This is a genomic window from Alistipes communis (assembly GCF_006542665.1).
Lineage (GTDB): Bacteria > Bacteroidota > Bacteroidia > Bacteroidales > Rikenellaceae > Alistipes > Alistipes communis.
Map to the genome: position 1 here is coordinate 1,576,111 of NZ_AP019735.1, position 23,473 is coordinate 1,599,583.

The 23,473-nt window shown below is 64.7% G+C and carries 24 protein-coding genes; 8 read left to right on the forward strand and 16 right to left on the reverse strand.

Annotation, left to right across the window (positions count from 1 at the left end; translation table 11 throughout):
• Positions 1 to 221: 221 nt before the first annotated feature.
• The 15 genes from FMF02_RS06525 to FMF02_RS06595 all read right to left on the reverse strand — a co-directional run bounded on the left by FMF02_RS06525 (position 222) and on the right by FMF02_RS06595 (position 13,394).
• The gene (locus FMF02_RS06525; protein WP_141412562.1) at positions 222 to 812 is read right to left on the reverse strand and encodes an HD domain-containing protein; all 591 of its coding nucleotides are present in this window, start codon (positions 810 to 812) and stop codon (positions 222 to 224) included.
• A gap of 3 nt (positions 813 to 815) precedes the next feature.
• Complete coding sequence (hslR, locus tag FMF02_RS06530) at positions 816 to 1,208, reverse strand: Hsp15 family ribosome-associated heat shock protein (protein ID WP_141412563.1); 393 nt, start codon at positions 1,206 to 1,208, stop codon at positions 816 to 818.
• A 178-nt stretch (positions 1,209 to 1,386) separates the two neighbouring features.
• Complete coding sequence (locus FMF02_RS06535) at positions 1,387 to 2,562, reverse strand: THUMP-like domain-containing protein (protein WP_141412564.1); 1,176 nt, start codon at positions 2,560 to 2,562, stop codon at positions 1,387 to 1,389.
• A gap of 10 nt (positions 2,563 to 2,572) precedes the next feature.
• A complete protein-coding gene (locus FMF02_RS06540) occupies positions 2,573 to 3,769 on the reverse strand; it encodes a ComEC/Rec2 family competence protein (protein ID WP_141412565.1) in 1,197 nt (398 codons plus the stop codon).
• A gap of 22 nt (positions 3,770 to 3,791) precedes the next feature.
• On the reverse strand, positions 3,792 to 4,205 hold the full coding sequence (locus FMF02_RS06545) for a structural protein P5 (protein WP_370745547.1): 414 nt from the start codon (positions 4,203 to 4,205) through the stop codon (positions 3,792 to 3,794).
• On the reverse strand, positions 4,198 to 4,623 hold the full coding sequence (locus FMF02_RS06550) for a phage holin family protein (RefSeq protein WP_141412566.1): 426 nt from the start codon (positions 4,621 to 4,623) through the stop codon (positions 4,198 to 4,200). The genes FMF02_RS06545 and FMF02_RS06550 overlap by 8 nt, the downstream gene beginning before the upstream one ends.
• A complete protein-coding gene (locus FMF02_RS06555) occupies positions 4,598 to 5,071 on the reverse strand; it encodes a DUF6712 family protein (protein ID WP_141412567.1) in 474 nt (157 codons plus the stop codon). Before FMF02_RS06555 ends, FMF02_RS06550 begins: the two co-directional genes overlap by 26 nt.
• A gap of 2 nt (positions 5,072 to 5,073) precedes the next feature.
• On the reverse strand, positions 5,074 to 6,294 hold the full coding sequence (locus FMF02_RS06560; RefSeq protein WP_229090226.1) for a phage portal protein: 1,221 nt from the start codon (positions 6,292 to 6,294) through the stop codon (positions 5,074 to 5,076).
• Positions 6,281 to 6,754 (reverse strand): hypothetical protein, encoded by a 474-nt coding sequence (locus FMF02_RS06565; protein ID WP_141412568.1) that lies wholly within the window; start codon positions 6,752 to 6,754, stop codon positions 6,281 to 6,283. The genes FMF02_RS06560 and FMF02_RS06565 overlap by 14 nt, the downstream gene beginning before the upstream one ends.
• Before the next feature lie 59 nt (positions 6,755 to 6,813).
• Positions 6,814 to 7,803 carry a hypothetical protein gene (locus tag FMF02_RS06570; RefSeq protein ID WP_141412569.1) on the reverse strand — a complete coding sequence of 330 codons (990 nt, stop codon included), beginning with the start codon at positions 7,801 to 7,803 and terminating at the stop codon, positions 6,814 to 6,816.
• 518 nt (positions 7,804 to 8,321) lie between these two features.
• Positions 8,322 to 9,221: a Clp protease ClpP gene (locus FMF02_RS06575; RefSeq protein WP_141412570.1), complete on the reverse strand. Its 900-nt coding sequence runs from the start codon at positions 9,219 to 9,221 to the stop codon at positions 8,322 to 8,324.
• A 2-nt stretch (positions 9,222 to 9,223) separates the two neighbouring features.
• Entirely contained in the window at positions 9,224 to 9,484 is a 261-nt protein-coding gene (locus tag FMF02_RS06580; protein WP_227045329.1) for a hypothetical protein, read from the reverse strand.
• A gap of 2 nt (positions 9,485 to 9,486) precedes the next feature.
• On the reverse strand, positions 9,487 to 11,865 hold the full coding sequence (locus FMF02_RS06585; RefSeq protein ID WP_244611643.1) for a hypothetical protein: 2,379 nt from the start codon (positions 11,863 to 11,865) through the stop codon (positions 9,487 to 9,489).
• Positions 11,862 to 12,824, reverse strand: coding sequence for a hypothetical protein (locus tag FMF02_RS06590; RefSeq protein ID WP_141412571.1), 963 nt, complete (start codon positions 12,822 to 12,824; stop codon positions 11,862 to 11,864). The genes FMF02_RS06585 and FMF02_RS06590 overlap by 4 nt, the downstream gene beginning before the upstream one ends.
• Before the next feature lie 165 nt (positions 12,825 to 12,989).
• Positions 12,990 to 13,394, reverse strand: coding sequence for a hypothetical protein (locus FMF02_RS06595; RefSeq protein WP_141412572.1), 405 nt, complete (start codon positions 13,392 to 13,394; stop codon positions 12,990 to 12,992).
• 554 nt (positions 13,395 to 13,948) lie between these two features.
• On the opposite strand from FMF02_RS06595, the gene FMF02_RS06600 reads away from it, so the two are divergent.
• The 7 genes from FMF02_RS06600 (at position 13,949) to FMF02_RS06630 (ending at position 20,291) form a co-directional block, all read left to right on the forward strand.
• Positions 13,949 to 14,719: a menaquinone biosynthetic enzyme MqnA/MqnD family protein gene (locus FMF02_RS06600; RefSeq protein ID WP_141412573.1), complete on the forward strand. Its 771-nt coding sequence runs from the start codon at positions 13,949 to 13,951 to the stop codon at positions 14,717 to 14,719.
• 104 nt (positions 14,720 to 14,823) lie between these two features.
• Positions 14,824 to 15,807: a magnesium transporter CorA family protein gene (locus FMF02_RS06605; protein WP_019130572.1), complete on the forward strand. Its 984-nt coding sequence runs from the start codon at positions 14,824 to 14,826 to the stop codon at positions 15,805 to 15,807.
• A 49-nt stretch (positions 15,808 to 15,856) separates the two neighbouring features.
• Positions 15,857 to 17,164: a YihY/virulence factor BrkB family protein gene (locus FMF02_RS06610; protein WP_019130571.1), complete on the forward strand. Its 1,308-nt coding sequence runs from the start codon at positions 15,857 to 15,859 to the stop codon at positions 17,162 to 17,164.
• A 3-nt stretch (positions 17,165 to 17,167) separates the two neighbouring features.
• Positions 17,168 to 17,947: a Rossmann-like and DUF2520 domain-containing protein gene (locus tag FMF02_RS06615; RefSeq protein ID WP_317129842.1), complete on the forward strand. Its 780-nt coding sequence runs from the start codon at positions 17,168 to 17,170 to the stop codon at positions 17,945 to 17,947.
• A complete protein-coding gene (locus tag FMF02_RS06620) occupies positions 17,920 to 18,462 on the forward strand; it encodes a KdsC family phosphatase (protein WP_019130569.1) in 543 nt (180 codons plus the stop codon). The genes FMF02_RS06615 and FMF02_RS06620 overlap by 28 nt, the downstream gene beginning before the upstream one ends.
• A gap of 294 nt (positions 18,463 to 18,756) precedes the next feature.
• Entirely contained in the window at positions 18,757 to 19,728 is a 972-nt protein-coding gene (locus FMF02_RS06625) for an alpha/beta hydrolase (protein WP_394344402.1), read from the forward strand.
• Complete coding sequence (locus FMF02_RS06630; protein WP_019130567.1) at positions 19,725 to 20,291, forward strand: DapH/DapD/GlmU-related protein; 567 nt, start codon at positions 19,725 to 19,727, stop codon at positions 20,289 to 20,291. The genes FMF02_RS06625 and FMF02_RS06630 overlap by 4 nt, the downstream gene beginning before the upstream one ends.
• Before the next feature lie 25 nt (positions 20,292 to 20,316).
• Here FMF02_RS06630 and FMF02_RS06635 read toward each other — a convergent pair whose 3' ends face one another.
• Positions 20,317 to 21,978 (reverse strand): putative transporter, encoded by a 1,662-nt coding sequence (locus FMF02_RS06635; protein WP_141412574.1) that lies wholly within the window; start codon positions 21,976 to 21,978, stop codon positions 20,317 to 20,319.
• Positions 21,979 to 22,908: 930 nt separating this feature from the next.
• Here FMF02_RS06635 and FMF02_RS06640 point away from each other — a divergent pair.
• Positions 22,909 to 23,451, forward strand: coding sequence for a GNAT family N-acetyltransferase (locus tag FMF02_RS06640; RefSeq protein WP_019130565.1), 543 nt, complete (start codon positions 22,909 to 22,911; stop codon positions 23,449 to 23,451).
• The last annotated feature ends 22 nt before the right edge of the window (positions 23,452 to 23,473 follow it).

Sequence of the window (23,473 nt, forward strand, 5' to 3'; positions counted from 1 at the left end):
ACGGTCGGTCCCCGGCGGTTTCGCCTGGCGGATGCTTTTGGCACCACCTTTTGGTGCCAAAAGGTGGTAAACCCGCTGCTTGCAGGAAACGCCAAAGAAAAGGTTCGGAATGGTTCCGAAGCACATTCGTGCAGGCCGAATGCCTGCCAAAACGTACAACTTTTGCTGAGACTCTGCAAACTGCGGCGCACAGCGCTGCGCACCCCGTCGGACTGCTCCGGCTATTTCCCCGCGTCGTCGGGCGCCTGCTCCTTCGCTGCGGCGATTTTCTGCCGGCTGATTTCGTTGGCGGCCTCTTTGAGCCGTCGCAGGTAGCCGTTCCACGCCACCTCGTCGGCACCGTAGGCGATGTTGAGGTCGTATTCGAGCGGCAGCCACGTGGCGATGTCGGCCTCGTTGTGCTGGATCACCGCTTCGAGTTTGTCGAGCGCTTTGTAGAGCCGGGCTTCGGGCGTGGCCAGCGCCTCCATTTCGGCATAGAGCGACCGCCATTCGGCGCGCAGCGGTTCGGGCAGGGTCTCTACCCAGCGGGCGAGCAGCGCCGCCTCGTGCGTTTCGTCCTGCCGCCGTTTCTCGAAGGCGGGAATGTCTCCCGTGAAGGCTTCGCCCAGGTCGTGCACCAGACACATGCGCACCACGCGGCCGCAGTCCACGTCGGGGAACTCGTCGGCCACCAGCAGCGCCATGAGCGCCAGCCGCCAGCTGTGCTCCGCCACGCTTTCGCGGCGGCCCGTCGACGTCCACGAGTGGCGCGTATTGCATTTGAGCCGTTCGGCCACGGCGAGGATCTCGAAGAGTCGTTCGGGTCGCATCGGCTACTCCTCCTCGTAAAGCATGTTGTCCATCAGCGAATCCAGTTCGCGCCGCTCCTTCTTGGTCGGGCGCCCCGTGCCGCGGTCGCGGAAGACGAAGATCGTCTCGCGCGGCGCGTCGAGCTTGTCCAGTTCCTCCTGCGGGGTGATGTTCAGACAATAGGCCGGCACGTTCTTGGCCGGCTGGCGGCTCGTCACCAGGTTGAGCACCTTGTACTGATAGACCACGGGCATCCGCTTCACGGCGATCACGTCGCCGATGCGCACCTCGCGCGAGGGTTTGCACGTCGCGCCGCCCACCGTCACGCGGTTGGTGCGGATCGCCTCGGCGGCGTCGCTGCGCGTCTTGAAGATGCGCACCGCCCACAGATATTTGTCCAGTCTTACGTCGTCCATTGTATTTCCTTAAATTATGCGTATCCGCATTTTTTATTTTCTGAATCCGATGTCCGACATCACCGGGCGATGTCGGCAGTTCGCCGCCGCCCCACGCGGCGGACTGCACTTCGCTCCGGCTCGTGCACTACCTGCCGCCGGCGGCGAACCGCAGTTGCGGCCAGAGCGGTCGGTCGCCTTATCCCTCCCTCTCCGTTTCGGGTGCCTCGGCCGCCAGACGGATCGTCCACAGTTTGCCGCCGATGCGGGTGAAGGCCAGCCGTTGCCGGCTGCCTGCATGCGTCCCCGTGCGGGCGTGGATCTCCTCCGGCGTGAGCGGGAAGTCGCGTTTGAAGATCTCGATACCCTCGCCGCGCAGCTCGCGACGCAGCGCCTTCGCGTCGAACGGCCCGATCGCGCCGATGGCCAACGTCCGCCCCGGAACGCCCTCGACCGGCCGGTGGGCGAAGGCGAATCCGTTCTCGCTCCACACGTCGGCCCGCCCTTCGAGCGCCCGCCGCACGAGGCGCATCTTCTGCAACGCCACGTCGGGCAGGAAGAGGTAGGCGTATGCCGTCGGGTCGAACGGCGGTGGCGGCGGTGTGGGAGCCGTAGCGGGCGGAAGCGTCACGCTTCCCCCGCCGAGCGCCGTGGCCCGCAGCAGCGGCCCCGTGCCGTCGTCGTAGACGAGCAGCTCCTTGCATTCGCCGTGCACCGATACGGCCTCGATGCGGGCCGTCGGGAAGAGCCGCAGCGCTTCGTCGACGTCGAACAGCGGCGAGTTTTTCAGGCAGAGGCGCGCGCCGACGCGCCGCACGGCGGGCAGCAGCCGCAGGATGTCGGGCGAACACTCTTCGAGCCGGACGAGTTTGCGCCCTGTCCGGCTGCGGCGGTCGGGGTCGGCCGCCACCCAGTCGAACCGCTCGGTCGTCGCGGCGAGGTACTCCTCGGCCGAAGCGCAGACCACCTCCACGTTCGCGGCGCCCAGCAGCCGCAGGTTGCGGGCCGCGACGGCCGCCAGCACGGGATCGCGTTCGAGCGCCACGACGCGCCGGAAGCGGCGGCCCAACGCCAGCGCGTCGACGCCCAGCCCGCAGGTCAGATCGAGCGCTGTGTCGCCCGCCGGCTCCTTGTGTGCGGCGCACGCCTCGCTCGACGCCTGTTCGAAGGCGCGCGGCGGCAGGATGCAGCGTGCGGCGTAGTAGGAGGGGAGTTTCGTGCGGGCGCGTTCGAGGTATTTGACCTGCGTGGCCACCAGCGCGGCGTGGGGTGTGCGCCGGTCGAGCGCCACGGCCAGCGGATCGCGGCCGAGATTCTCCTCCACGGCGCGCCGCACGTCGTCGCGGCACAACGTATCGAACTCTTCGCGTGTCATGCGGGCAAAGTTACCGATTTTTCAGCCACGGACGGTATACCGCGAGGGTGAAAATTACGAAAAAGAGATAGACCACGGCGGTCTGCGCCGCCGTCATCCGGTAGTCGATCGCGGCACAGGGCAGGGCGGCTGCTTCGGCGACCAGCCGGTTTTGCAGCCACAGCAGCCCTTCGAGCAGCGGACGGACGACGACCGAAAGGGGCGGCCAGGGGATCGCCAGCCACAGCAGCGATACCCCGACCACCCCGTAGGTGAGCAGGATGACGGGCGGATTGACCGCCAGTCCGACGAGCGGGATCTGCCCGAAACAGTAGGATACGAGCGGCGCCGTCGCCGTCGAGGCGACCGCGCCGACGACGAGCATTCCCACCGCGGCGTTCGCCGCCCGCCACGGCGTGCGCAGCCGCCGGTAGAGCGGGATACCCCATAGGAGGATCGCCGCCACGGAGAGGAACGACAGCTGGAACCCGACGTGGAAGAGATAGGACGGCCGCCACAGCAGCATCCCGAAGGCCGCCGCGGAGAGGATGTTGACGCCTGCGTAGCGCGACGTCGTGGCCAGCGCCAGTTGCAGGGCCGTGAACATCACGGCGGCGCGGATCGTGCCGGGCGACAGCCCCGCCGCCGCGGCGAAGAGCCAGATGACGGCGATGGCCGCCGCATTGCGCAGGAGATGGCCGCGGTGCAGCAGCGCGAGGGCTCCCAGCAGCAGATTGACGTAGAGGAAAACCATCCCCACGTGAAGCCCCGATACGGCCAGCACGTGTGCCGTTCCCGTGCGGGCGTAGGGCGCACGCCGCTCGGGTGTCAGCTCCGTCTGGTCGCCTGCGGCCATCGCCAGCGCGACGGCCTCCGCGTCGGGCGGGAGATGGAGCCGTCGGATGCGTTCCGACGCCGCTTCGTGGAGGCGGTTCATGCCGGCGGGGCCGTAGGCCGGTTGGGGTCGCAGCGCGGGCAGCGCCATGCCGAGCAGCAGCAGGGCGATGGCGATGTAGCCGTTGCCGATGCGTCGTCGATACGTTATGAAGGCCATGAGTGTCGCTGCGGCGAAGGCTGCGGCCAGAAAACCGGCCGGCAGGGTCGCGTAGCGGGCGACGGCCACTCCCGCCGCCGTGAAGAGCAGTACCCACGCCATCGGGTACGGCCCCGCGGCCTTCCGGAGCGGACGGCTTTGGCTGTGCGGCGGATGCAGCGGCGTGTCTCCCATACCGCAAATATAGCATGAAAAGTCAGAAATCCGCGCTGAAAAGCCGCCATCCTTCGGCGATCTCCGCCTCGTCGGGCTCCACGCCGTTCTCCACGCGCGCCATCGCCGCCGCGATGCGCGTCATGGTCGGGCCGTCGCGGGTGTCGATTTCGGCGTCGGGGTCGACGCCGCTTCGCCTGACGACGGTGCGCAGATAGGCGCCCGTGTCGTTCTCCGAGGGCGGAGCCCAGCGGGCGATCATCCCGCGCAGGGTGGCGATGCGGTGGCGGACGCGGTAGGTGTGCAGCAGGACGAACATCGCGCGGTAACCCCACGCCGTCGAGGCGAACGTCTTGAAAGCCGCGTCGTCGCTCTCCGTCTCGCCCTTGTAGCGCACGGCCGAGCGGCGGATGTTGCCCGGGTTGCGGTTGCGCAGGCCGCGCGGCAGCTCAGACATTGCCCGCCTCCTTTCGCATACGCCGCCGCACGTAGCGTTTCAGCCAGCGGAACAGCGGTGCGTCCGAGAGCTGGGCGGCGTTTTCGAGGAACGACCAGAACTCCACGCCGCAGGCGAAGCCCGTGAAGAGCCGCGCCGCGTGCAGATCCATGAAGTCGAGCACGTGGCGGTCGACGGCCCACGCCATGACGATGCCCGTGGCGACGAGCGCGAGTTTCTGCACCGTGCGCCACGCCTCGGCGCTTTCGAACCACCACGGACGGCCTTCGCGCCGTGCGACGGCGCGGCTGGCTGCCACGCCCGTCAGGAAATCGACGGCGATGAAGCCGAAGACGCACGCTACCAGCGGCACGATGGGGGCGAACCAGCCGGCCAGTGCGGCCGCTGCGCCGCTAACGGGTCTGTACAAGTTTTCCATCGATCGAACAGCGGTTGAGGACGTTGGCCTGCGGGTCGTAGAGCGGGAACTGCGCGGCGTGGGATTCGAGGTAGTCGGAGGCGCGCCGCAGCAGCCGGCGGGCGGTTTTGAGCAGGGCGCGGCGGCTGCGGCGCAGCGTTGCGTCGGAGGCCGCCGCGAAGCCGTCGGATCGGGGCTGCACGGTGCCGCCCTGTCCGTGCCGCAGGTCGAGCTGCGGTGCGATGAGATAGCGCACGTAGAGCGCCAGCGGCGCGGCGAGGTATTCGTCGGTAAAGTCGGCATGGTCGCCGGCGAGCAGCCGTTCGAAGAGCGCGTCGCCCGTCACGGGGCGCAGGTAGGTCTCCTGCGCGGCGACGATCGCCGCTTCGGAGACGGTTTCGGGTGCGACGTACTCGCCGTCGGCGAAGGCCCGCGCGACGACGACGGTCGGGGTGATGAGTGTCTGCATGGTCAGTCGATGTGCGTAAGGTTGTAGCGGGTGATCTCCGAGAGATAGCGCTGCTGTCTCTCGTCGTCGGGGTCGTAGTCCAGTCCGTCGGCCTTGCGGGCCTCCCAGACCTTCATGTAGAGCGGTTTGGAGCGTGTGGGCGGGCGGTTGACGATTTGCAGCGATGCGGCGTCGACGCCGAGCGTCCGGCGCAGCAGCGCGCGGATGGGTTCGAGCAGCTCGGCCTGTTCGCCGAGGATGACGGTGTTGAGCGCCACCTCGTATTCGTGGAGGATGCGCTCCGCGCTGAACCCCGAGGCGTAGTCCAGTCCGCTGAGCGAGCGGAACCACGAATGCGCCACCACGATATCCGACACGGCCTGATCGTGCAGCGCCTTCCAGTCGCCGTCGTTCTGCGAAGCGATCGGGATGAAGCGCGAATGGTCGTTCTCGCTGCCCTCTTTGAGTACGAACATCACCTGTCCGGGGTTGCCGGCGAAACGCTCCTCGGCCGTCCGCACGACCCGTTCCGCTTCGGCTTCGCTGTCGACCGTGCTGTCGAGCATCATCACGCCCGAGAGCTGGAACGAGTTGTCGAGCCGCGAAATGTTCCAGCGGTCGGTCTTGTAGGCGATGGCCGAGACCCCGAAGCCGGCGATGTAGGGCGGTACGCCGTAGTGGGTGAACATCGGTTCGTAGTCCTTGTAGTGGACCGCGGCGCGCAGCGTCCCGTCGGCCTGTTTCTCGAACGAGGGGTAGAGCGGCAGCGTGCGGGCCTCTTCGGCGCGGAAGGCCGCCCAGTCGTGGTGCAGCAGCACGTGGGCCGAATCCTTGGCCAGCCGGCAGCGCGAGGCGTCCTGGTGGTAGAGCGAGAGGAACGAACGCCGGGCGTCGGTCACGACTTCCAGAAAGGCGTTGCCGAAGAGCGATTTGTCGTAGGCCAGCTTGTTGAGCAGCTGGCGCAGCGATTCGCCGTCGCCGTTGACCGTCTCGATGAACCGCGCCAGCAGCGGCGAGGCCGTGTCGCAGACCACGCCCTTGCCCGATATGTAGTCGGCCTTGTCGTTGATGATGCGCCGGTGGGTGGTCGATCGGCGCGACATGAGTGCCAGCGCCGCGGGGAAGAGGTTGTCGTCGCCCCAGCGCCAGAAACGGTCGCTCTGGACGGTGCCTGCGCCGAGGGTGAGATAAGGGTCGGTGCGGTTGCCGACGGCCAGCGCCGTTTTCGGTTTAATCTTCTTCATAATCGTCGGTATCTGTTTGTGCCCGGTCGGTGTCCTCGCTCGCAAGTACGAGCGTCGCCGTCGGGCGGTCGCCGGGCGCAGCGCCCGACGCGAAGGTGAAACGTTCGAGCCGCAACGCCTGCTCGCATCCGAAACGGTCGGAGCGGCCGATTCGCAGCCGTTCGCCTGCGGCCGTTTCGATCGCGGCGACGACTCCGTCGGTCGCGCAGCGTTCCAGCCACCGCCGGTCGAACCATGCGTCGGCCTGGTGTTTGTCGAAGACGAGCGTCAGCGTGTGGCGGACGCGCAGCAGCCCTTCGTCGGCCGTCAGCGTCTCGACGTAGGCCGAGCGGTCGTCGATGAGCTCGTATTCCGCGAAACGGCTTTGCGGCGAGAATGCGCGCGCCGATGCCAGACGCACGCGGCAGATGCCGCCCACGGGTTTGCGCGGCAGTGTCGATGAATTCTGTGCGTTGTCCATAAGTCGGTGGAAAAAGGCGGGCCGGAACGCCCGGTCCGGGTCGCGCCGGCCCGGCCGGATTACTCCTTGTAGGCGAACGACACGAGTTTCTCGTCGAGCACTTCGCAGCCGGCCATGAAGACGGCGCGCTGTCGGTTCTCCATCAGGTCGGGGTTGTACCACATGCGGATTTCGTTGCCGGGGAAGTCGGAGGTGTTGACCGCCAGCACGAGATTGCGCCGGTCGGTCAGCAGGCAGAACGATTGGGCGTAGGTCGTATCGCGCAGGTAGGACGACAGGTGGAGGTCGACGACCGGAATGCCGTGGTAGGTGAGTACCGGCCGGCCTTCGGTCCGGCCGATGTAGGCCGCCTCGGTGTTGGCGAACGAGTCGAGATACTTTTCGTAGAGGTGGTAGAGATCCGAGGTGACGAAGTAGACCAGCTGTCCGTCGGGTTTCAGGTCGGTCAGCTCTTCGGCGGCTTCGGTCCATGCGGCGTCGAAGATATCGACGGCCGCTGCGGCCTTTTCGAGGTCGGCCGCGGCGTAGGTCTTCGCTGCCGTGATCTTGTTCTCGACGAGCAGTTCGTAGATGCGTTTGATGAATCCGTTGAACGTGGCGTACTCCGTGCCTGCGCCCGCCTCCTTGTCGCCGATCCACATCGTCACGCGGAGGCTTTCGGCGATGGCGCGTTTGAAGAGCTCGGTTTCGGCCTGTTCGAGCTCCGTACCCGTCAGGTCGTCCATGTTGACGTCGGCGCGGTTGGTAATCAGTTCGTAGATCATCGAGAAGTAGTCGGCGGCCGAATAGCCCAGTTCGGCCTTGACCTTCGACATGTCGATCGTCTTTTGGAGTTTTCGGGCGGGATCGCCGCCCGTCCAGCCTGCGGCGGTGTACTGTTGGAGGATGTCGCCCGATCGTTCCCACAACTGCACGGTCGTCGGTGCGGGCATGTTGTAGAGGATGCGCACGCCCAGGTCGAGGGCCGACTGGCCGCTGAGCATCGGGCGGAAGAAGATGGTTTCGAGATCGCGGCCCGTGTAGGTCTTCGCGTTTTCAATGAAAGACATAGGATTTAAGGAATTAAGAGTGAAAAATTAAGAATTGAAAATCCGTTCCGTCCTCCTGCGAAGGAAGCCGGAGAGGATTCCGGGATATAGATGTTTTCGACGGAATCGGTCTGCAAAAACGGTGTGACATCCCGAAGCTAAGTTGCAGTGTTTCCTGCGAGAAGCAGTTTTTACCACCTTTTGACACCAAAAGGTGGCGCCAAAAGTGTCCGCAGGGCGAAAAAGTCGGGGAACGGCCGACGGCTTGCGCCTGAAACGCTACGCGGACAAGCTCGCGCCCGCGTTTTCGACGGCGCATCCGCCGCCCGTTCTTCTTCCCGCTTTTTCGCAATGCGGAGACAGTTGTGCGCTGCGCGCGACGATGGTTATTTGTTTGCGTCCGTACATGGCAGGCCTCTGGCCTGTGGGATCGCACTGCGAAAATAGCGGAAGCAGTGACGGCATCGGCGCGAGCGCCCGGAGCGGGTGTGCAAAACAGAGGAGAAATTTCCCGCCGATTCTTCGGGAAACGACCTCCGTTATATCCCCGTCTTGAACTGCCGCGCGTCGGCGGCATAGGCCGCTTCGTTGGCCGAGCGGCGGATTTCGCCGACCGACGGGTCTTCGGCCGCAAGCACCTGCGTCGCACGGTGGCGCCGCTGCCCTTCGGCGGCTTCGATCGCCGAACGGCCGGCGGCCGGATCCGCGTCGTCGAGGTGGAGGACGTTGCGGCGGTCCTCCTCCCGCGCTGCGTCGGCGGGAGCCGCCGCGCCGTGCAGACCGAATGCGGCCAACAGTCGGTTCCAGCCGCTCGCGAGGTTCCGCACGGCCGACCGTTCGCCTTCGGCCGTTTCGCCTCCCTCGACGATCCGGTCGGCCAGCCCCGCCGCGACGGTCTCTTCGGGCGAGAGCCAGCGGCCGTTGCCGTTGTTCTCGGCCATCCTTTGCGCAAACTCTTCCTGCGGGCGTCCCGACCGTCGGGCGTAGAGGGCGGCCAGCCGTTCGTCGGTCTTGCGGAGCAGTTCGGCGCGGGCTTCCAGCTCTGCGGCGTTGCCCTCTGCGGCGCAGGCCGCCGCGTGCACCAGGTAGAGCGCCCCTGCCGAGATTTCGCGCCGTCCTTCCGATGCGGCCTGTGCGATGAGCGTCGCAGCCGAGGCCACGTAGCCGTAGCAGCGGGTGGTCACTTCGGCGTCGAGCGCCGCCAGCGCGTCGTAGATCAGCAGCGCGTCGTTCACGTCGCCGCCCGTCGAGCGGATGTTGACCACCACCTGCGGGGCGTCGAGCGCTGCGATGCGCGCCACCGCGTCGCGGAACTTTTCGTAGGTGGCCACGCGGTCGTCGGGCGATGCGAACTGCCACTGTTCGGGTACGCCGATCGTCCCCTCGATATCGATGTAGCAGACGTCGGCCGAATTTCTGATTTGAATGTCGGATTTCATGGTTACTGGTTTTCTTTGTTTCGGTAGATGATGCCCCGCACCTTCTCGTAGGAGCAGCAGTAGTCGTAGGCCGTTTCGCCCATCGCATAACATTTCTTTTCGCCGCGCGCCGTCCGCCGGGCCACGTCGCGGCGGATGGCTGCCTCCTCCGCGCGCCGCAGGTCGAGCAGCCCCTCGCGCAGCAGGTAGGCGAGTGCCTGCGTCGTACTCAGTCCGCGCAGTTCGCGGCGCAGTTCTTCCAGAAGTCGTTCTTCGTGCCGCATGGTCAGTCGTCGCAGAGTCGGTCGAACGTACAGTGCGCCACGCCTTCGCGCGGATCGTAGGCCTCGACGGCGCGCAGCGTGAAGAGCGAACTTCCGCCTGCGAACCGGAACCGGAATCGGGAGCGGATCGTGGGATGCGCTTCGCCTGCGAACCGGAAGAGCGCCGCGTACTCGTCGGGGGCGATCCGCAGCCGGAGCGTCACCTGCTGACGGTCCTCTTCGGCCGCGATGCGTGCGTCGTAGAAGCGGTGGAGCCCCTCCTGCGCATCGCGGTCCTCGAAACAGAGGGTGAACCCCTCCGTCTCGGCGTCGCCCGTGAAGTGGAAGGCCGCCAGCGGATAGCGTTCGTCGCCGAGCGGATAGCCCCACCGTTCGCCTGCGGGCAGGCCGTGCAGCCCCATCCAGCGCACGATGCGCGGCGTGACGGCGGTCGCGTCGTCGGTTGTCGCGTCGTCGCGGTCGCCCACGCAGAGGATCAGCGCCGACGGTGCGTTCGCGTATCTGCCCGCTTCGCAGAGCGTCGGGGCGAACAGTTCGTTGAGCGACACCTCCTCGCCCTGCTTGGCCGCTTTGGAGGCCGTGGCGTGGCTCCAACGTCCGAAGCGCGTGTCGTTGGCGGCGTCGAACCGTGCCACGGCGCCGTCCGCGTCGCGGTACCCCCACGTCCGCCGGTCGTGGACGTCGAGCGCACGGTCGGCGCCGGCGATCGGCGTGTCGCCCAGGATGCGGTCGCTCCACTCCCAGACGGTCGTCGCATCGTAGAAGTCGCACGCCGGCTCGATGTAGACCCGTTTGAGCTGTTCGTCGGTGTGGAACCTCAGGTCGAAGAGATGCGCCAGCGCCCGCAGCAGTTCCGCCTGCCGGATCTCGTGCCGCGCCACGTCGTCGAAGGCGAGCGCCGCGCCGTATCCGGGTGCCGACGAGAAGCAGGGGCGCAGCCGGCACCGGCGGCTGATCGTGAAGTTCATCCCCTCCTCGGCGCCGTAGAAACTGATCTGCCGGAAGTATTTCGGCGCGGTAGGCGTCACGCTCTCGGGCGAGGTGCGCACGGTGATCTGCACCTCGGTCCGGCCCGTTTCGCCGATATACCCGTCGTAGAGCGCCCAGTCCTCCGTGTAGGGGACGTAGACGCCGGAGACGTTGCGGTAGAGACGTGCGTTGACGAGCGTCGTCCCTTGCGGCGTGGTGAAGAGCGTCGAACGGGTCGTGAAGTCCGTCAGCGTCGTCTCCGCGCCGTCCGTCGTGCAGCGCAGCGTCCATCGGTTGCCCTCCGTGTGGTCGAAGACGACGATCCGGTACTGGAAGGAGGGGCGCAGCGCCTCCCGCCGGTCTTCGAAACGGTTCGCCAGCTCGAACCGCACGTCCGCGTCTTCGCCCAGCCACACCGAGTCGAAGCCCGTCAGGCGCGTCCGCGAACGGATGCGGTAGTCGGTCGTGTAGCGGAGTTCGTATTCGAACCCCACGCTCACCTCCGTCAGCGGCCGGAAGCAGAGTTCGCCCTCCTCGATGCGCAGGCAGCCTCCGGCGCTGTATGCGTCGGTGAGCGTGGCCCCCGTCTCGTCGACCTCCTGCGGCGAGAAGGCGTCGACGAGGTTGCCCACGGTGTTGTGCGTCACGAAGGGGTTGGCCTCCACCCGTCCCAGCGCATTGGCCGTCGTCGTGCGGTCGGCCTTGCGCCGTGCCAGAAAGCCCATCTTCTGCTGCCGGACGCGGGTGTCGTGCGAGGCGTAGGCGCCGCTCATGTAGAGCGAGCGGAACCACGGGCTCTCCATGAAGGCGCTTTCGACGGTGTACCCCGCTTTGGCGAAGAGTGCCTGCACCAATGCGCGGATCGACAGGAAGGGGTGGTAGTCGTCGGTCGAGAGCAGCCGCTCGGGCGGTCGGAGCCCCGCGTCGCCGTTCTCGATTTCGTAGCGGTCGCGGTATACCGGCAGGAATTTTACGGGCGAGTCGTCGCTCCACCCCGCGGCGATCTCGGTCGGCAGCAGCCGTCCTGCATAGGCTACCTCCAATTCCCTGAACCACCCCTTCGCCGCCTGCTCGGCCCATGCGTGCGCCCCGCCCCGCAGCTCCACGCGGTAGCGGTGCTCCGTGCCGTGCCAGCGCGTCTCCACCAGCCGTACGCTGCCGCTTACGAGCGGCGTGCCGCCGGCCAGCAGCTCGCCTCGGTGCAGCGCGGCGTTGAACCGGCCGGCGCCGTAAAGGTGGCATTCCGCGCCGAACAACGCCTCGGCAGCGGCCGTCGGGAGGAGTTCGAAGGTCAGCGCCTCTCCGCTGCGCCCCGCTTCGGGATCGGTCAGCGTCCGGCCGCTCCATGCCAGCGTCAGTGGTTGTTCCGCCGCCAGGTCGCAGACGACGGAATCGATTCGCAGCCGGATCATAGCCGCCCTCCTCTCTGCCGGGGGCGAATTTCCAGCGACAGCCGTTGCAGCGTGCCGGGCCGTTCGATGCGAAGCGAATCGCTCACCACGTCGACCTCCGTCCACCCCGCCTCGGTGACCGCCCACACCGCCGGCGCAGCGGCCAGCCGGGCCAGCGCATCCAGTACGGCGGCGGGCTCGTAGGCCGATCCGATCCGCAGCCGCTCCTCGCCGACGGCCTCCGTCTGGGTGTATCCGCTCTCTTCGAGCAGCAGGCGGCGCCTTTCGATCTCGTAACGCCGCTCTTCGATCAGCGGAAAGGTATAGCGGTCGATGCCGCCCGCCTCGTTGAGCCACGCCAGCTGCCGGCTCCCTGCGGGCGTTTCGGCCACCTCGTAGCGGAAATGCGACTCTACGCCGTCGGCCGTCAGGTGCAGGTCGAACGCCTCCGCGTCGGGGAACTCCGCCGCTGCGAGCCGGAAGAGGGCGACGCCCTCGGCCGCGACGCCGTACGTGCGCTGCGTCGGGATGCCGTTGCAGGTCGCCGTGAGGAGGGCCGAGCATTGCGTGCGGCAGTGTACCGATACCTCGTCCGTCTCTTCGGCGCCGATGAGCCGTACCTCCGGCAGCGAAGTGAGCGGTTCGCCGGAGCGGGTTTCCCGCGTCGCGGGGAGGAAGATGCGGTCGGGCGCCTTGTCGCTGCCGATGGCGAGGGAGAGCGCCATCGTGCGTGTCGTCGGTGCGTAGAGGCCGGTCGCTCCCGTCTCGAACGGGACGGTGGCGGCCATGCGCCGCAGGAAGGCCGATACGTCGATCTCCGGCATCCAGAGGTCGCGCAGCACCAGTTCGGCGACGCTCTCTGCGGTGCGCGTGTCGGTCAGACGGGCGGTCAGCGTCGCGGCGGCCGCGTCGTTGATGAAGGTGTAGCGTTGCGGTACGAACCCCGGTGCATAGTTCTGGGGAATCTTGTAAAAACTCATGATCGATGGATGATTTACGAATTTGCGTTGATTGCGGTTCGGACAGGTGCATACGCCTGTTCCGGCAGGGATTGTCCGTGCGGCAGGCTGCGGCAGGCGGTTTCGCATCGTTCCGGACGGGTCGCCGGACGGGTTTCCGGCGGAGGAGCCGGACAGGGCGGGCGGTCAGAACCAGACGACCGCTTCGGCCGTGGCACTCTGCGAGATCTCTCCGTGATTGGTGAAGGCGCAGGTGCGGGGGCGGATCGAGAGCCGTTCGACGCAGATGACTTTCGGGTCTTCGGTCAGCTCCGTGAAGATTCCGAGCAACGTCTGCTCCATTTCGTCGAGCCGCCGTGCGCGTTCGGCGTGCGTGAGCCGCATGCCGGGTTGCAGCAGGTGCAGTTGGATTTCGTAGGTGCGTTTCCCGTGACGGCGGCCTTCGACCTCTTTGAGGCGGGGCGGGGCAAGCCAGGCGGCGGGATAGCGGTCGATTTCGGAGGGCATGTACTCGTCCGGAGCCGAGAAGAAGGCGTAGTCGTGCGCGGAGGCGAGGTCGCGCAGCAATTGCGCGAGATGGACGCGGGTCATTGTTGAAAAGGTTTTTGACGGATTGTTGATAACCGTTCGCAATTTCACGAAACGGATACTCCTGTTGCGTATGGAGCCGAGACGGAATGTTGATAACGGGGAATTGCCGGCTGCGATCGTGTTGATAACTCCGGCCTGCGGTCGATCGACAGGGCAAATATACGATGCCGAAACCCCCTTTGTCAAGCCTTTTCACGGGATTTAGAAAAAATTTTATGCAATATATTTTAAATCAATATGTTGAATTCGGAGAAGGGCCGGAGTCCCGCCCGCTCCGAAAATAAACTCCCGTGCCGGAGGTCGTTTCCCGAATTTTTCGTACCTTTGACTTCGCCTTAGATACTCCGCCTTGGCAATGTTCAAATTAAAATTGCCCTCGCTTATTCGTATCTTTGACTGCGTCTTAGATACTCGCGCTCGGCAATATTCAAATAAATTTGATATTGCCCTCGCTTATTCGTATCTTTGCAGCGGATCCGGCGGAGCGGCAGGAGAACGGCAACGTTCCCGCTCCGAGCCGGACAGGAAGTCTGACGAAAGGTAAACACGTATGGATGATGGCTCTTATCCCCCGAATAGCGGCCGTATCGTATCTCAATACGATACCTTTCATTTACGGTATCCGGCACGCAGGTGACCTGCGCGCGGAACTCTTGTTGACGCCCCCCGCCCTTTGTGCAAGCAATTTCATCGACGGCAATGCCGACATCGCATTGCTGCCGTCGGCCGTCGTTCCCCGGTTGAAGGATGCCGAGCTGGTCACCGATTTCTGCATCGGCGCCGAGGGGGAGGTGCGCACGGTGGTGGTGGTCTCCAACACCCCGATCGAGGAGGTGCGCCGCATCTGGCTCGACGCCCATTCGCGCACGTCGGTGCAGCTGACCGGTTATCTGGCGGCCCGCCGGTGGAAGATCGCGCCTCAGTGGCTCGACATGAGCGACTATGCGGTGCTGGACACGCCGCAGGAGGGCGACGCCTTCCTGCTCATCGGCGACAAGGTGTTCGACCACGAGGACGAATTCATCTACTCCTACGATCTGGCCGCCGAGTGGCGCGAGGCGACGGGCCTTCCCTTCGCCTTCGCGGTGTGGGTCGCCCGCAAGGGGACGCCCTACGAGGTGACCGATGCGTTGGAGGAGGCGCTCACCTTCGGTGTGGAGCGTATCTACGAGGCCGTCCAGCAGAGCGACTACCGCGACCGTCCCTATGCCTACGACTACCTGACGCGCAACATCGATTTTTTGTTCGATAACGAGAAACGCAAGGCTCTTCAAAAGTTCTGGACCTCCGGCGTCAAGGTGACGCCTTTGGTCGAACCCGGCTGAAGAGGGTAATCGCCGCGCCGGCGGGCGCAGCACCTTTCGGAGTTCACGATACGTCCAACCGATCCGGCCGCCGCGAGGGTTCGCCGGATACAAACCGGGTGCTTATGATTACCATTTACCTCAAACAATACAACAAGATCATCCGCAATGCCGATCCCAAGCTCTTCGACGAACTGGGGTACGACGACATCCTGTGGATCGATCTGCTGAACCCCACGATCAAGGAGCAGAAGGCTGTCGAAGGCTTCATGGAGATCAGCCTCCAAACCAAGCAGCAGGTCGAGGAGATCGAGTCGACCTCGAAGTATTCCGAGACGGAGAACGCCATCATCTCCAACTCCAACTTCTTCGTGCCGACGGGCGATTCGTTCGTCGTGCAGCCCGTGTCGTTCATCATTTCGAACGAAGGCGTGCTGGTGTCGGTGCGCACGGCCGAATTCCGCACGTTCCGCGAGGCCGAGAAGCGGTTGCAGATGAGCTACCGCAGCTTCTCGACGGGCTACCACCTCTTCATCTCGCTGTTGGAGGTGCGCATCGACTACGACGCCGACCTGGTGGAGATGATCGCCAAACAGGTCGCAGCCCTGTCGAAGGACATCAATTCGGAGGACTCGATCGACAAGAAGGTGATCCACCGCATCAACGCCCTGTTGGAGAGCACGATGTTGCTGCGCGAGAATATCTTCGACCGTCAGCGCGTCCTGTCGGGCATCCTGCGCTCGGAGCGTTTCCCCAACGACATCTACCCTCGCCTGCAACTGATGATCAAGGACGTCAACTCGCTCATCAACCACGCCGATTTCAGCTTCCAGCGTCTGGACTATATCCAGGACGCCGCGCTGGGGCTCATCAACATCGAGCAGAACGAGATCGTCAAGATCTTTTCGGTGGCGGCCGTGATCTTCATGCCCGCGACGCTCGTGGCGAGTATCTACGGCATGAATTTCCATGCCATGCCCGAACTGGACTGGGTATACACCTTCCCCGACGGGACGACCGTGCCGTTGGGCTACCTCTTCGCCATCGGACTCATGATACTCTTTTCGGCGGGTACGATCTGGTTTTTCCGGTACAAAAAATGGTTGTGATCCGTCGAGGGCCGCACGGTGCGGCCGGCAGCGTTAATTCTCCAATCGCATGGCCTTTTTCAAAAACCTCTGGACGTTCCTTACGGAGACGATTTTTCTGAAAGACGAACGCAACTACCGCAACGGACTGATCCGTTGGGGCGTGCGGCAGTACAAGCTGCTCTTTTATACGGCGCGCGGGCTCGACGAACACGACACGCTGGTGCGCAGTGCGGCGCTGACCTTCTACACGCTCATGTCGATCGTTCCGATCGCGGCGCTCGTCTTCGCCGTGGTCAAGGGGTTCGGGCTGGCCGACGGATTGATGCAGAACCTCTATTCGCTCTTTCCGCACAACCGCGAGGTGGTCGACTACCTCATCACCTTCGCCGACAAGGCGCTCGCCGCCGCGCAGGGAGGCGTCGTCGCCTTCGTCGGGATCGTCATGCTCTTCTGGGCCGTCGTGCGGGTCTTCGGCTCGGTCGAGGAGGCCTTCAACAATATCTGGGAGGTGAAGGTCTCGCGCAGCTTCACGCGGCAGTTCACCGACTACATCGCCGTGGTGGTCATTACGCCGATTCTGTGGGTCGTCGGCAGTACGGCGGGGCGCTATGCCGGTCATCTGCTGGGGATCGACTCCTTCGGTGCGCTCTACACGCTGCTGTCGGGCGCCGTCTCGCTGCTGGTCATCTGGGCGATGTTCTCGTTCATCTATGTCGTGGTGCCCAATACGCGCGTGAGGTTGGGCAGCGCCGTCATGGCGGGCATCGTCGCCGGCACGCTCTTCCTCGCCTTCCAGTGGGGGTACGTCTGGCTGCAACGCTACATGACCTCCTACAATGCCATCTACGGCAGTTTCGCCGCCCTGCCGCTGTTCCTTATCTGGGTGCAGTGGTCGTGGCAGATTCTGCTCTTCGGCGGCGAGCTGGCCTTCGCCTATCAGAACATCTCGCGTTTTGCCGAGGAGCGCGAATCGCTGCGCATCAGCTACGACCACCGCCGTCAGGTGACGCTGGCCGTCATGCTGCACGTGGCGCGCATCTTCCGCGACGGCCACGGTCCCGTTTCGGCCGTCGAGATCCATACTGCGCTGCGGCTGCCGACGCGCATCGTCAACGACGTGCTCTTTTCGCTGGTCACGGCGCGGCTGCTGGTGGCCGTGCGCAGCGAGTCCGACGACCGCGAAACTCTCTTCTCTCCGGCGGTAGACATCCATGCGCTGACGCTCTACGACGTGTTGGAACAGGTCGAGAGCCACGGAGATTCGGCGCTCGACTTCCGCGATTCACCCGAAATGAAGGTCGTCGGCGAGTTGCTTGCCGATATTCGCGCCGCCGCACGGCGGTCGCAGGCCAATGTACTCCTAATCGATATCTGATCCATGATCCGTTCCGTCGTCATCATCGGCAGCGGCAACCTCGCCGAAGCGCTCGCCCGCGCCGTCGCAGCTTCGCCGCTCGGCCTGCGGCAGGTTTTCGGCCGCAACCGCGACCGCGTGGCCGCCGTCGCGGCATTGTCCGGCACCGTGGGGGAGAGCGATCCCTCACGCCTGGCCCATGCCGACATCTATCTGATCGCCGTGAGCGATGCGGCCGTCGCGGAGGTAGCCTCGTCGCTGCCGATCGATGCCGCGGCCGTCGTGGCGCATACGGCCGGCAGCGTGCCGGTCGACGCGCTGGCCCGCTTTCCGCGGCGGGCTGTCTTCTATCCGTTCCAGACCTTCACGAAGGGGCGCGAGGTCGACTTCTCGGAGATTCCGATCCTCGTCGAGACCGCCTCGCCCGACCTGCGCGGCGAGGTGGAGGCCTTCGCCCGCTGCCTGAGCCGCACGGTGCTCTATGCCGACTCGACCCTGCGCGGGCAGGTGCATCTGGCGGGGGTCTTCGCCTGCAATTTCGCCAACCACCTCTTCGAACTGGGCGGCGAGGTGCTGCGCCGTGCGGGCGTGTCGGCCGACCTGCTGCGGCCGCTCATCGCCGAGACGACGGCCAAGGCGCTCGCCGCCGCGCGTCCGGCCGCCGTACAGACGGGCCCCGCCGTGCGGGGCGACCTGCCCACGCAGGAGCGCCATCTCCGCCTGCTGGCGGACGACGCCCTCCTGAGCGACATCTACCGACTTATCACACAAAGTATATGGGAAACTTCAAGGAAGATATCGTAAAGACCGAAGCCTTCGTCTTCGACGTCGACGGCGTCTTCACCGACGGGGGCATCACCCCCTTCGGCGACGACTTCATCCGCCGTTACTATGCCAAGGACGGCTACGCCGTCTCCTATGCCTCCAAGCTGGGGTATAAGATCTGCATCATCACGGGCGGCCGCGGCAAGTGGTTGCAGGAGCGTTTCGAGCGGCTCCGCGTCACGAAGATCTACGCCGACTGCGCCGACAAGATCGCGGCGCTGCGCGAATTTCTCGACGAATACGGCCTCGACGCCCGCAACGTCGTCTTCATGGGCGACGACATTCCCGATCTGGAATGTATGCGCGCCGTCGGCATCCCCGTCGCACCGGCCGACGCCGCCTCCGAGATTCTGGAAGCGGCGCGCTACGTCTCCGAGTATCCGGGCGGTCGGGGCTGTGTGCGCGACATCGTCGAGCAGGTGTTGCGCGCGCGCGGCCAGTGGGCGCTCCACGGCAAGGGCGTCAACTGCTCGAAGGAGGCCAAATCGGAGTGATCGCCGTCCGGTTCGTCGAAAATCGGTAATTCGGGTAAGACAAACCGTAATCCGTCTGCCTGTCTGTCCGTGCGGAACCCGTATTTTTGCATCGGAGGAAATTCCCTTCGGGCCTGTACGGGTTCGGTGTCCGTGCGGCCGGAGGGAAATCCGTTACATGAACGAACGAATGACGCCATGCGACGATTTGTGTGTTTTACGCTACTGGCCGGAGCGATGCTTTCCGGCTCCTGCGACGGTCGGTGCGGCCGCCGGAGCGATGCGGCCGATCCGATTTTCAATTCCGATATCACGATGAACGAGCAACTGAATCTGACCTCCGAGTGGGACAAGGTATTCCCTCGGAGCGGCAAGGTCGACCACAGCAAGGTGACCTTCCGCAACCGCTACGGCCTGACGCTGGCGGCGGACATGTATATTCCGAAAAATGCTGCGGGGCGCTTGCCGGCCGTCGCCGTCTGCGGACCCTTCGGGGCGGTCAAGGAGCAGGCGTCGGGGCTTTACGCCCAGACGCTGGCCGAACGCGGCCTGATCGCGATCGCTTTCGACCCCTCCTACACGGGCGAGAGCGGCGGCGAGCCTCGCTACGTGGCGTCGCCCGACATCAATACGGAGGACTTTTGCGCCGCGGTCGATTTCCTTTCGACCTCGGAGCGGGTCGATCCCGGGCGTATCGGCATCTTCGGCATCTGCGGCTGGGGCGGCATGGCGCTCAATGCCGCTGCCGTCGATACGCGCATTCGGGCGACCGTCGCCTCGACGATGTACGACATGAGCCGCGTGACGGCCAACGGCTATTTCGACGCGATGGACGCCGACGCACGCCACGAACTCCGCCGGCGGCTCAATGCGCAGCGCACGGAGGATTACCGCTGTGGCACCTACGCCCGTGCAGGCGGTGTGGCCGATCCGCTGCCCGCCGATGCGCCCCAGTTCGTGAAGGACTATCACGCCTACTACAAGACGCCGCGCGGCTATCACCGGCGGTCGCTCAACTCCAACGAAGGCTGGAACGCGACCTCCTCGCTGTCGTTTCTCAACATGCCCCTTCTGACCTATGCCGGCGAGATCCGCAGCGCCGTGCTGCTGCTCCACGGCGAGCGTGCGCACTCGCGCTATTTCAGCGAGGATGCGTTCCGGCGGCTGACGGGCGACAACAAGGAGTTGTACATCGTCCCCGACGCCAACCATACGGACCTCTACGACAATATGGAGCGGATTCCCTTCGACCGTATCGAATCGTTTTTCAAAGAGAACCTGCGATGAACCTCTCCGAATTTTTGGCTTTCGCCGCAACGCGCCGTCCGCTCGATACGGAGGAGATCGGCCGTTTCATGGATGAGATGAGCGACTCCGCGCGGCGCATCACCTTCGAGCTCAACGGCTCCTACCATACGCCCGACGAGGTGCGGGCGCTTCTCTCGCGGCTTTTCGGATACGAGATCGATCCCTCGGTGCGGGTCTTCCCTCCGTTCTACACCGATTTCGGCCGGAACATCGCCGTGGGGAAGGGAGTCTTCATCAACGCCTGCTGCCATTTTCAGGACCACGGCGGCGTCACGCTCGGCGACGGTTGCCAGATCGGCCACAACGTGGTCTTCGCCACGCTCGACCACGGGATCGCACCCGCCGAGCGCCGTACGACCGTTCCCGCGCCGATCGTGTTGGGCCGGAACGTCTGGGTGGGTTCGAACGCGACGATTCTGCGCGGCGTCACCATCGGCGACAATGCCGTCGTGGCGGCCGGTGCGGTCGTTGCGAAAGACGTGGAGGCGAATACCATCGTGGGAGGCGTTCCCGCCCGCCTGCTCCGCCGTATCGACGGGTAGCGCGTAACCGATGTAGCGGGAAGGCTCAGCGGAAGAAGAGCAGCACCACCTGCGCCAGAATCACCCGCACGAACATCGACAGCGGGTAGACCGTCGCGTAGCTCACCGACGGGTTGTCGCCCTCGATCGTGTCGTTGGCATAACCGAGTGCCATGGGGTTGGCCATGGCGCCGCACAGCATGCCGCAGGTCGACCCGAAGTCGAGCCGCGACCAGCGCAGGGCGATCCATCCCATGACGAGCACCGGCAGCAGCGTCAGCGCGAAACCCAGACCGATCCACATCGCTCCTTCGGGACGCATGACCGTGTCGAAGAAGTGTGCGCCGGCGTCCAGTCCCAGACAGGCCAGGTACATCGACAGCCCGATGCCGCGCAGCATCAGGTTGGCGCTCAGCGTCGTGTAGGTAATCATGTGCAGCCGCGGCCCGAACGTGCCGATCAGGATACCCACGATGATCGGCCCTCCGGCCAGTCCCAGCCGCACGGGCGCCGAGATGCCCGGCAGATGCAGCGGCACGGCGCCGACGGCCAGTCCGAGGATGATGCCGATGAAAATGGCGGCGATGTTGGGTTCGTTGAGGTTCTTTTCGGCGTTGCCGAGCACCTTCTCGACGTTGTGCACCGCCGGCGCTTCGCCCACGACGATCACGCGGTCGCCGATCTGCAATACGAGGCTCGGCGTGGCCAGCAGCGGTACGCCGCTGCGGTAGACGCGGCTGATGTTGATCCCGTAGCTGTTTCGCAGCCGCAGCGCTCCTAACTTTTTGCCGTTGATTTCGGGGCGGGTGATGACGATCGACTGCGAGATCAGCCGGCTGTCGATCGCGTTCCAGTCGACGTCCTCCTTGTTCCAGTCGGTCTGTTCCTGCTCGCCGAAGAGCGCCGTGAGTGTCTCGGCGTTCTGTTCGGTCGTGACGATCAGCAGCCGGTCGCCCTCCTGCAACTGCGTGTCGGAGGTGGGGATCGAGACCTTGCCGTCGCGCCACAGCCGCGAGATGACGAAGGGGATGTGGCTGATACGTGCGACCTCGCGCACGGTCATGCCGAATATGCCGGGATTGTGTACCTGGAAGGCTGCGATGTAGGTGCTGTGCGTGTCGCCGGATTCGGTCGCGGCCAGGTCGCACGGCCGCACCCAGAGGCGGCGCATCACGAGAATGGCCAGGATCACCCCTACGACACCCAGCGGATAGGTCACCGCGCAGCTCAGCGCCGCTCCGTCGGAGGGAATTCCCAATTGGTTGAGCGTCTGCTGCGCCGCACCCAGCGCCGGCGTGTTGGTCGTCGCGCCGCACAGGACGCCCATCATCTCGGGGAGCGCTACGGGGGTGATGCGGCTCAGGAGGATCGTCATGCAGGTGCCGATCGCTATGACGCCGAGTCCCAGCAGGTTGAGTCGCACGCCGCCCCGGTGGAACGAACTGAAAAAGCCCGGCCCCACCTGCAATCCGAGCGAGTAGACGAAGAGCACCAGTCCGAAGCTTTCGGCATATTCGAGCATCTCTTCGTCGACCGACAGTCCGAAGTGACCGGCCAGAATTCCCACGAAGAAGACGAACGTGACGCCCAGCGAGATGCCGCCGATGCGCACCTTGCCCAGTGCCATGCCCGCGGCGCAGATCAGGGCGACGACGACCACCGCCTGCAACGCCGTATGTTCCACGAAAAGGGTATCGATCCACTCCATGCCTGTTCTGCTCGATAAAGTCGGGCAAATGTACGAAATTTGTCGTAATCTCGAAACCCGTCGCCGTCTGCGTTTTCCTGCGGGGGAAATATTCTCCCCGCAGGGTACGGAAGACTGTATTGTCCCGCCTCCGGTGCGATGCGGAAGTGTTGTGCGCTGCGCGCAACGATGATTTTGATCTCTTTTTACTCAGTTTTAGCAGGCCTTCGGCCTGCCCGAATGCACCGCGAAAATAGCGGAAGAAGTGGCGGCATCGGCGCGAGCGCCCGGAGCGATCGTGCGCAAACGGCGTAGATCTTGCGTGATCGCTCAGCGAGCGCCGGTGTCGTCACCCGCTACTTTTCGCGGTGCTTGATCTTTTGGTGCTTTTGGATCAAGCCAAAAGCACAGAAGAAAAAATGCACGACAGAAGAAATCGATTCTTACTTCGGGAAGTATCCCGCACCTCCGATTGGGCGTTTCCTGCGAGGAGCGGATTTACCACCTTTTGTCACCGAAAGGTGGCGCCAAAAGTGTCCGCAGGGCACCTCTGTCGGGATCGGACGGCGGTTCTCCCTGAGCGGGCACAAAAGACTGCGCTGTTGCGGCGCAAAAGATTGCACCGCTTCGACTGTGGCGGCTCGGCAAAGTCCGCAAGCGGCCTCTGCACTCGCCTGCTGCCCGTCGTTTTGCACGCCCGCTCCGGGCGCTCGAACCTCCGTCCGATCTGTTTCCTCCTCCGGTGCAATGCGGAGTCTATGGTGCGCTCCGCGCGACATGATTTATTCCGATGTAATTCCTCTATACTCAATTTAGCAGGCCTCCGGCCTGCGGGATCGCACTGCGAAAAGAGCGGAAGCAGTGACGACACCTGCGCGGAATCGGAACGACGTGTGAAGTTTTGTTGGGGCTATCTTGGCGGAATTCGCGAAACTTCGTATCTTAGCGCCTATGGAAACACTGACATACCGGAGATTCCTCTCCACCGCCGACGCCGGCTGGGCTGCGGCGTACCGACTTTACGAAGCTTCGTTCCCTCCGTGCGAGCGCCGTAGCGAACGGGACTACGACGCCGCGCTCGCCGACGGCCGCCTGCATGCCGAGAGCGTGTGGGACGGCGACCTGTTCGTGGGGCTGGTCTTCTGGTGGCTCGCCGACGAAGGCTACGCCTACCTCGAACATCTGGCCGTCGAACCCGTTCTGCGCGGGCACAATTACGGTGCGCGCATTCTGCACGACCTGTGCCGTCGTGCGGGGCGCGTCATCCTGGAGATCGATCCGCCCGAAGACGAAATTTCGCGCCGCCGTCGCGGATTCTACGAACGCAACGGTTTCGTTTACAACGAATACGACTATATCCACCCCTCCTACTTGCGGCCGCCGCAGCCCCACCGGCTCATGGTGATGAGCTATCCGGAGGCGATCTCGCCCGCCGAGTTCGAGGCGTTCCGCACGTTCGCGCGCGGTGTCGCGGTCGAATACACGGGACGCTGAGTTCCGGAGGTAGGAAGCCGAA

Coding starts and splice junctions, on each gene's coding strand:
- FMF02_RS06525 (WP_141412562.1), bottom strand. CDS start 812: ATGCGACCCGAACGACTCTTCGAGATCCTCGCCGTGGCCGAACGGCTC.
- hslR (WP_141412563.1), bottom strand. CDS start 1,208: ATGGACGACGTAAGACTGGACAAATATCTGTGGGCGGTGCGCATCTTC.
- FMF02_RS06535 (WP_141412564.1), bottom strand. CDS start 2,562: ATGACACGCGAAGAGTTCGATACGTTGTGCCGCGACGACGTGCGGCGC.
- FMF02_RS06540 (WP_141412565.1), bottom strand. CDS start 3,769: ATGGGAGACACGCCGCTGCATCCGCCGCACAGCCAAAGCCGTCCGCTC.
- FMF02_RS06545 (WP_370745547.1), bottom strand. CDS start 4,205: ATGTCTGAGCTGCCGCGCGGCCTGCGCAACCGCAACCCGGGCAACATC.
- FMF02_RS06550 (WP_141412566.1), bottom strand. CDS start 4,623: ATGGAAAACTTGTACAGACCCGTTAGCGGCGCAGCGGCCGCACTGGCC.
- FMF02_RS06555 (WP_141412567.1), bottom strand. CDS start 5,071: ATGCAGACACTCATCACCCCGACCGTCGTCGTCGCGCGGGCCTTCGCC.
- FMF02_RS06560 (WP_229090226.1), bottom strand. CDS start 6,294: ATGAAGAAGATTAAACCGAAAACGGCGCTGGCCGTCGGCAACCGCACC.
- FMF02_RS06565 (WP_141412568.1), bottom strand. CDS start 6,754: ATGGACAACGCACAGAATTCATCGACACTGCCGCGCAAACCCGTGGGC.
- FMF02_RS06570 (WP_141412569.1), bottom strand. CDS start 7,803: ATGTCTTTCATTGAAAACGCGAAGACCTACACGGGCCGCGATCTCGAA.
- FMF02_RS06575 (WP_141412570.1), bottom strand. CDS start 9,221: ATGAAATCCGACATTCAAATCAGAAATTCGGCCGACGTCTGCTACATC.
- FMF02_RS06580 (WP_227045329.1), bottom strand. CDS start 9,484: ATGCGGCACGAAGAACGACTTCTGGAAGAACTGCGCCGCGAACTGCGC.
- FMF02_RS06585 (WP_244611643.1), bottom strand. CDS start 11,865: ATGATCCGGCTGCGAATCGATTCCGTCGTCTGCGACCTGGCGGCGGAA.
- FMF02_RS06590 (WP_141412571.1), bottom strand. CDS start 12,824: ATGAGTTTTTACAAGATTCCCCAGAACTATGCACCGGGGTTCGTACCG.
- FMF02_RS06595 (WP_141412572.1), bottom strand. CDS start 13,394: ATGACCCGCGTCCATCTCGCGCAATTGCTGCGCGACCTCGCCTCCGCG.
- FMF02_RS06600 (WP_141412573.1), top strand. CDS start 13,949: ATGATGGCTCTTATCCCCCGAATAGCGGCCGTATCGTATCTCAATACG.
- FMF02_RS06605 (WP_019130572.1), top strand. CDS start 14,824: ATGATTACCATTTACCTCAAACAATACAACAAGATCATCCGCAATGCC.
- FMF02_RS06610 (WP_019130571.1), top strand. CDS start 15,857: ATGGCCTTTTTCAAAAACCTCTGGACGTTCCTTACGGAGACGATTTTT.
- FMF02_RS06615 (WP_317129842.1), top strand. CDS start 17,168: ATGATCCGTTCCGTCGTCATCATCGGCAGCGGCAACCTCGCCGAAGCG.
- FMF02_RS06620 (WP_019130569.1), top strand. CDS start 17,920: ATGGGAAACTTCAAGGAAGATATCGTAAAGACCGAAGCCTTCGTCTTC.
- FMF02_RS06625 (WP_394344402.1), top strand. CDS start 18,757: ATGAACGAGCAACTGAATCTGACCTCCGAGTGGGACAAGGTATTCCCT.
- FMF02_RS06630 (WP_019130567.1), top strand. CDS start 19,725: ATGAACCTCTCCGAATTTTTGGCTTTCGCCGCAACGCGCCGTCCGCTC.
- FMF02_RS06635 (WP_141412574.1), bottom strand. CDS start 21,978: ATGGAGTGGATCGATACCCTTTTCGTGGAACATACGGCGTTGCAGGCG.
- FMF02_RS06640 (WP_019130565.1), top strand. CDS start 22,909: ATGGAAACACTGACATACCGGAGATTCCTCTCCACCGCCGACGCCGGC.